This is a genomic window from Azospirillum sp. UFLA03-27 (assembly GCF_059803775.1).
Genome location: NZ_JAUQTX010000069.1, coordinates 20,440 through 27,048, shown reverse-complemented (window position 1 = coordinate 27,048; position 6,609 = coordinate 20,440). Strand labels below are relative to the sequence as shown.

At 69.2% G+C, this 6,609-nt stretch carries 8 protein-coding genes; 5 read left to right on the top strand and 3 right to left on the bottom strand.

Annotation, left to right across the window (positions count from 1 at the left end):
- On the bottom strand, window positions 1–349 hold a 349-nt coding region (locus Q4I23_RS12980), incomplete at its 3' end, for a rhodanese-like domain-containing protein (RefSeq protein WP_498526493.1).
- Window positions 350–546: 197 nt separating this feature from the next.
- Here Q4I23_RS12980 and fliN point away from each other — a divergent pair.
- A complete protein-coding gene (gene fliN, locus Q4I23_RS12975) occupies window positions 547–849 on the top strand; it encodes a flagellar motor switch protein FliN (protein WP_014240218.1) in 303 nt (100 codons plus the stop codon).
- 112 nt (window positions 850–961) lie between these two features.
- Here fliN and Q4I23_RS12970 read toward each other — a convergent pair whose 3' ends face one another.
- A complete protein-coding gene (locus Q4I23_RS12970) occupies window positions 962–1,243 on the bottom strand; it encodes a DUF2312 domain-containing protein (protein ID WP_014240219.1) in 282 nt (93 codons plus the stop codon).
- A 187-nt stretch (window positions 1,244–1,430) separates the two neighbouring features.
- Here Q4I23_RS12970 and Q4I23_RS12965 point away from each other — a divergent pair, with 187 nt between their 5' ends.
- On the top strand, window positions 1,431–2,663 hold the full coding sequence (locus Q4I23_RS12965; protein WP_454018229.1) for a diaminopropionate ammonia-lyase: 1,233 nt from the start codon (window positions 1,431–1,433) through the stop codon (window positions 2,661–2,663).
- Between the two features lie 127 nt (window positions 2,664–2,790).
- On the top strand, window positions 2,791–3,972 hold the full coding sequence (locus Q4I23_RS12960) for an aminotransferase (protein WP_498526492.1): 1,182 nt from the start codon (window positions 2,791–2,793) through the stop codon (window positions 3,970–3,972).
- Window positions 3,973–3,978: 6 nt separating this feature from the next.
- Here Q4I23_RS12960 and Q4I23_RS12955 read toward each other — a convergent pair whose 3' ends face one another.
- On the bottom strand, window positions 3,979–4,644 hold the full coding sequence (locus Q4I23_RS12955; RefSeq protein WP_014240222.1) for an ATP-dependent Clp protease proteolytic subunit: 666 nt from the start codon (window positions 4,642–4,644) through the stop codon (window positions 3,979–3,981).
- Between the two features lie 218 nt (window positions 4,645–4,862).
- Between Q4I23_RS12955 and Q4I23_RS12950 the strand changes: the two genes are divergently transcribed.
- Together Q4I23_RS12950 and Q4I23_RS12945 are read left to right on the top strand one after the other, a co-directional pair.
- Window positions 4,863–5,651 (top strand): CE1 family esterase, encoded by a 789-nt coding sequence (locus tag Q4I23_RS12950; protein ID WP_498526491.1) that lies wholly within the window; start codon window positions 4,863–4,865, stop codon window positions 5,649–5,651.
- 102 nt (window positions 5,652–5,753) lie between these two features.
- Window positions 5,754–6,608, top strand: coding sequence for an ABC transporter ATP-binding protein (locus Q4I23_RS12945; RefSeq protein WP_498526490.1), 855 nt, complete (start codon window positions 5,754–5,756; stop codon window positions 6,606–6,608).
- Window position 6,609: the final 1 nt, after the last annotated feature.

The following is a 6,609-nucleotide window of genomic DNA, read 5'->3' as shown; positions in this document are numbered from 1 at the left end:
TGTGTATAAGAGACAGGTCGTGGCCCAGCGACTTGAAGGTCCAATAGACGCGCGTCGCGTTGCCCATGTCGGCGGCGCTGAGGCCGCTGGCGACCAGAACGACGTGATCCCCGTTGCCGATTCCCAGCCCGCCGATCAGCCCTTCCAGAACGGCGGTCTCGGGCAGCAGGCCCGGAACGCCATCCACCGTCGCCCGCCAGCCGGCCTTGGCGTAGTCGGAATGGATCGAACCGGGGATGAAGCCGCCCGCCGGCGGCGTCCGCACGTCCAGAACCACGAGGTCGGGGCGGTCGAGGGCGCCCTTCAGCCAGGCGCTGTCCACCAGCGGGCGTTGAGAATCGGTCGTCATGGCTCTGCCTTCGCGGCTGGTTTCACGTCGGGAAGTCAGGGTATCAAACACAAGGCGGCGCAGGAAAACCAAATCTGCGCTGTTGTTTCCCTTCCTTGTCGCAGGCTGTGGCGACGGTCGCCGTTGCCCCGGCGCGCCCGGTGCGGTACCTCTAGTCGGTTGAAGGGTCCGGTTGACCCGGGTTGAAGGAGTGCGGCATGGCCAACATCGACGATCTGCTGGGCGCCGGCTCGTCCGACGACATGAGCAGCGACGCCTTCGCCATCGGCGACGCGCCGGTCGAGATCAAGGTGGTCATCGGCACCGCCATGCTGCGTGTCCGCGACCTTCTGAAGCTGGGCCGCGGCGCCGTCGTGGAGCTGGACCGGCACTTGAAGGACCCGACCGACGTCTATGTGGAGGGCGTCCTCGTCGCCCGCGGCGAGGTGGTCATCGTGGACGACAAGATCGGCGTCACCCTGACCGACTTCGTGAAATCCAGCCGCGAGTGGAAGCGCTAAGCTTTCAGCGCTTTGATGCGCTTTCGCAACGACATGTTCCGGGAGCGAAACGTCATGTTGCGCTCCCGGAACAATCATGATGCGGCTTCGCAACAATCCTTTGTTTAAGTCGTTACTCGGCCGGCTCGGGGACCACGATGTCCAGCGGCGTGCCGGTGGCGTGGGCGTAGAGCATCAGGTCGTTCAGCAGCTCGGCCTCCTGCTCGCCGGCGTCCTTGCGGCGGATGGCGACCAGCTTGTCGAGCGCCTTGATGTTGAAGCCGGCGGATTTGACCTCGCTGCGCAGGTCCTTCAGGTCGGCCTTCAGGCCGTCGATCTCGTCCATCAACCGCTCCATGCGGTCGGCGAACTGCTTCAATTGGTCGGCGGCGGTGGTGTTGAAACCGGTCGTCACGACGGAACCATCTCCTTGAGGAACGGGGACCCCGCCGCCTTCGGCACACTGGCCGGACCGCGGGGGGAGGCGCTGTTAGCACAGCTCGCGGCGCTTTGTCCGGGGACAACGCGCGTGGCTTGACGCGGCGTGGCCGGCAATGCTTTCGTGACTGCGGCCGTCCTTGCGGCGCTGGAGAGCGAACACGATGTCCGACCTGCCGCCGCTTGGCACCCCGCGTCTTTTTTCGAATCCGCGCGCCGACACGGACCAGCCCTACGGCTCCGCGGAACGGGCGATCCTGAGCCGCGCCGCCTTCCAGGACGCGATGACGGAGATCGGTGCCTGGCCGGGGTACGCCCCGACCCCGCTGCGCTCGCTGAGCGGGCTGGCCCGCGCCGCCGGCATTGACCGCATCTGGTACAAGGACGAGAGCAGCCGCTTCAACCTGCACAGCTTCAAGGCGCTGGGCGGCGCCTACGCCGTGCTGCGCCTTCTGGTGCGCGAGGTGCAGGCCCGCGTGCCCGGCGTGCCGGTGACCGCGCTGGATCTGGTGGTCGGGCGCTACGCCAAGGTGACCCGCGGCATCACGGTGACCACGGCGACCGACGGCAACCACGGCCGCTCCGTCGCCTGGGGCGCGCAGGTGTTCGGCTGCGGCTGCGTCATCTACATTCCCGGAAACTGCTCGCAAGGGCGGCAGCAGGCCATCGAGTCCTTCGACGCCCGCGTCGTCCGTGTCGCGGGCAACTACGACGACGCGGTGCGGCAGGCCGCGGTGGACGCGCGGGAGCATGGCCGGCACGTCGTCTCCGACACCTCCTACACCGGCTACATGGACATCCCCCGCGACGTGATGCAGGGCTACACCGTGATGGTGGAGGAAGCGATCGGCCAGCTTCCGGCCAGCGAGCGCCCGACCCACGTCTTCGTGCAAGGCGGGGTGGGGGCCTTGCCCGCCGCCGTCTGCGGCCATCTGTGGGAAAGCTTGGGCCGCCAGCGCCCGCGCTTCGTGGTGGTGGAGCCGCACGCCGCCGACTGCCTCTACCAGAGCGCCGTCAACGGCCGTCCGACGCCGTCCAAGGGCGATCTGGAGACGCTGATGGCCGGGTTGGCCTGCGGTGAGGTGTCCCTGCTGGCCTGGGCGATCCTGGAGCGTGGGGCCGACGATTTCCTGACCGTCCCCGACGACGCGGCGGTGGCGACCATGCGCCTGCTGGCCGAGGGTCGGCACGGCGGGCGGCCCATCGTGGGCGGGGAGTCCGGCGTGGCCGGTCTGGCCGGCCTGCTCTGCGCCGCGGCGGACCCGGCGACCCGCGCCAGCCTGGGCCTCGCCCCGGATGCCCGCGTGCTGGTCTTCGGATCGGAGGGGGCGACCGACCCCGAGGTCTATGAGTCCCTGGTGGGCCGAAAGCCGGACGCGGTGCTGGGCGGCGCCTGACCCCTGCTTTGCCTCCGCTTGGCCTGCCATGCGTGGTCTTCCCGCGCTGGTCCCTTGCGTGAGCCCGGCGACGCGGTCCACCATGGCGCCCCATAAAAATCGGACCTCGCAGACTGGACATCAGGGAATGGACCGCAGAGACGTCAACCCGCTCGTCGCCGCCACCGAGGCCCCGCCCATCGCCGAGGCGTGGCGCTGGGTCGAGGGCCGCAGCTTTCCGGCGGACAAGCCGCTGATCGACCTCTGTCAGGCGGTGCCCGGCTACCCGCCCGCCGACGCGCTGACCGCCCATCTGGCCGAGCAGGTGCTGGCGCCGGACACCGCGCGCTACACCGCCATCGACGGTATCCCGCCGCTGACCGCGGCGCTGGCCCGGCGCACCGGCTTGCTTTATGGCGCGGAGGTCGCGGCGAACGAGGTGCTCATCACCGCCGGCTGCAACCAGGCCTTCGCGGTGGCGGTGATGGGGCTGGCGCGGGCCGGCGACAACGTGATCCTGCCCGCTCCCTGGTACTTCAATCACAAGATGACGCTGGACATGCTGGGCATCGAGGCCCGGCCGCTGGCATTGCGCGAGGAGAACGGGCTGGTCCCCGACCCGGCGGAGGCCGAGCGGCTGATCGACGCCGGCACCCGCGCGCTGGTGCTGATCTCCCCCAACAACCCGACCGGCGCCATCGCCTCGCCCGAGGCCATCGCAGCGCTGTACGAACTGTGCGAGCGGCGCGGTGTGACGCTGCTGCTCGACGAGACCTACCGCGACTTTCCGGATTGGGAGGGGCGGGCGCCGCACGGACTGTTCCAGCGGCCCGGCTGGCAGCGCACGCTGGTCCAGCTCTACAGCTTCTCCAAGGTCTACAGCCTCGCCGGCTATCGGGTCGGCGCGGTAATCGCCGACGCCGGTCTGCTGTCCCAGGCACGCAAGGTCATGGATTGCCTCGCCATCTGCGCCCCGCATGTCGGGCAGAAGGCAGCGCTGTACGGGCTGGAGAACCTGGACGGCTGGGTGGCGGAGAAGCGGGGCGACATCCTGGCCCGCGTCCACGCCTTCCAATCGGCGATGGAGGCCAGCGGCACCGGGTACCGCATCGCCAGCATCGGGGCCTACTTCGCCTATGTCCGGCATCCCTTCGCCGGCAAGCGCGCCCGTGAGGTGGCCGAGGGGCTGGCGCGCGATCACAACATCCTGTGCCTGCCCGGCTCCATGTTCGGTCCCGGCCAGGACGATTACCTGCGCTTTGCCTTCGCCAACGTCGACGCGGCGGTCATGCCGGAGATCGCGCGGCGTCTCGTGGAAAGCGAAGCGTAAAAGACGTTAGCGGATCAGGTGGGTGACGATGTTGGCGCCCACCGCCGCCAGATGGTCGGCGTTGTCGCGGTAATCGAGGCTGCCGGAAAAACCGCCGGCGGCCCGCACCCGCTCGATCCAAGCCGGGGCGGCGCCCAGCGCGACCAGACGCTTCACCATCTGGTCGGTGGAGCGCAGCGTCATGCGGCCGTTCTCGGCCAGACGCGGGGCGTGCACCATGAACTCGGCGGTTGGCGCGGCGTAGCGCGGGTAGCCGGCCAGATAGAGGCCGACGCACATGCTCTCGCAGGACTGCCCGCCGGCCACGCGGGTGGCGACGGCACGCCCGGCCTGCCGTTCCGCCAGCATCAGGTCGATCATGCGGTAGCCCGCCGTCGTGAAGCCGCCGGGGCTGGACAGTTCGACCACCACCGGCTGGCCGGCCGGCACGCTGCGCAGCGCGTCGGAGAAGCGTTGCTCCACGGCCGGCGTGATGATGCCGTCCAGCCGCAGCGTCGTGGAGTCCACCTGATCGACGCGGACCAGCGTGGCGTCGGGGAAGTCGGAGGCGACGGGGGGCGGCACTGGGTTCGGACGGTTCACCGACAGGCTGTCGGCGGTCGCGGCTCCAGACGAGCCGACGGCCAGCAGCAGCCCCAGAACCATCATGCGTGCAGTCGCGCGAACCGGCATCGAAACCTCCTTGCTCTGGGAAGGAGGGTGCCGGGAAATGCTTGCGTGATGGTTAACGCCAAGCCTGCCCAAAGGTGCAACGACCCTCGCCGCAGACTGTTTATGGAGGAAGGCGATCGTTCGGTCTGTGAATGGTGAAACAATTTTGCGCATTTTGCGCCGCGGCCATGCTGATTCTGTGGTCCTTTCAGGGCTTATCGGCGGAATTGGTTAATAATGTGGCGCCGCAGCAATTGTCGCGCGGCTGCGGAGCGCCGGCCCCGGCAACGGTGCCCGACCATGTGACTCTGGACGGGGCGGCGCGCGGCGTGATCGTGGCCGTGCCGGATGGCTACCGCCCTGAGCGTCCGCACAGCCTCGTCGTTGCCTTTCACGGGCGGACCAACAGCAACGCCGAGGTGCGGCGCTACTTCGGCCTGGAAGGGCAGGCGGGGGAGCCGGCGATCATCGTCTATCCTGCCAGTCTGAAGGATTCCCGCGGCTTGAACGTCTGGTCCGATTCCGGCGACCCACCGGACCGGCTGCGCGATTTCCGTCTGTTCGACGCCGTTCTGGAGAGCATGGCGGCGCGCTATTGCATCGACATGGGCCGGGTGTTCGTCGTTGGCCATTCGCTGGGCGGGTCTTTCGCCAACAGCCTCGCCTGCGCGCGGGGCGGGGTGATCCGCGGCTTGGCCAGCGTCGGGGGCGGGTCCGCGCGGCCCAAGGACTGCGGCGGGCCGGTCGCCGCCATGGTCCTGCACAACCCGCGCGACGAGCTGGTTCCGGTCTCAGAAGCGTTGCGCCTGCGCCGGGCGCTGCTGGCCCAGGACGGGTTGCCGACGGGCAGCGAGCCGGACGAGCCGCACCGCTTCAACTGCCGGCGCTATGGCGCCGAGGGCGAGGAGAACCCGGTTCTGTGGTGCCCGCTGGCCGACGACCGGACACGCAACGGGCGCTTCTACCCGCATCAATGGCCGCAAGGGGTAGGGGCGGCGATCATGGCCTTCTTCGCGCGGCTGGACTGACCCTTATCCTTCGCAACAACGATTGTTGGTGGTGCCCATTGCCGAGGCCGCCTCATTCCGCCAAGATGCCGTGAAAACGACCATCAGGGACGGAACGCATTGATGTCAGACAGCGCCGCCGTGGCGGCCGCCCTGCGGACGGAGGGGGCGGACAAGGCCGCGCTCCGCCTGGACGGCGTGACCTGCACCTTTCCATCGCCCGACGGACGCGGGGAGACCTACACGGCGGTCCAGGGCGTGAGCCTGTCGGTCGCTGCGGGGGAGTTCGTGTCCATCGTCGGGCCGACCGGCAGCGGCAAATCCACCATCCTGAACGTCGCGGCGGGGCTTCTCGCCCCCAGCGCCGGGCGCGCCCTGACCTTCGGGGAGCCGGTCGACGGCATCAATCCGCACGCCGGCTACATGTTCCAGGCCGACGCGCTGATGCCCTGGAAGTCGGCGCTGGAGAACGTGGCCGCCGGGCTGGAGTTCCGCGGCGTGCCGCGGCGCGAGGCGGAGGAGCGGGCGCGCCCCTGGCTGGCCCGCGTCGGGCTGGAGCGCTTCGGCGACCGCTACCCCCACCAGCTCTCCGGCGGCATGCGCAAGCGGGTGGCGCTGGCCCAGACGCTGATCGTCGATCCGAAGATCGTGCTGATGGACGAGCCCTTCTCGGCGCTCGACATCCAGACGCGGCAGTTGATGGAGAACGAGTTGCTGGACCTGTGGTCGGCGGACCGCAAGTCCGTGGTCTTCATCACCCACGACCTGGAGGAGGCCATCTCCATGTCCGACCGGGTGCTGGTGCTGTCCGCCGGCCCCGGCGCCCGGCTGATCGGCGAGTACCGGGTGGATCTGGAGCGCCCGCGCGACGTGGCGGAGATCCGCATGACGCCGCGCTTCCTCGACCTGCACCGGGAAATCTGGGGGCAGCTCCGCGAGGAAGTTCTCAAGGGCTACGCCCAGACCAAGTTGACGTGAG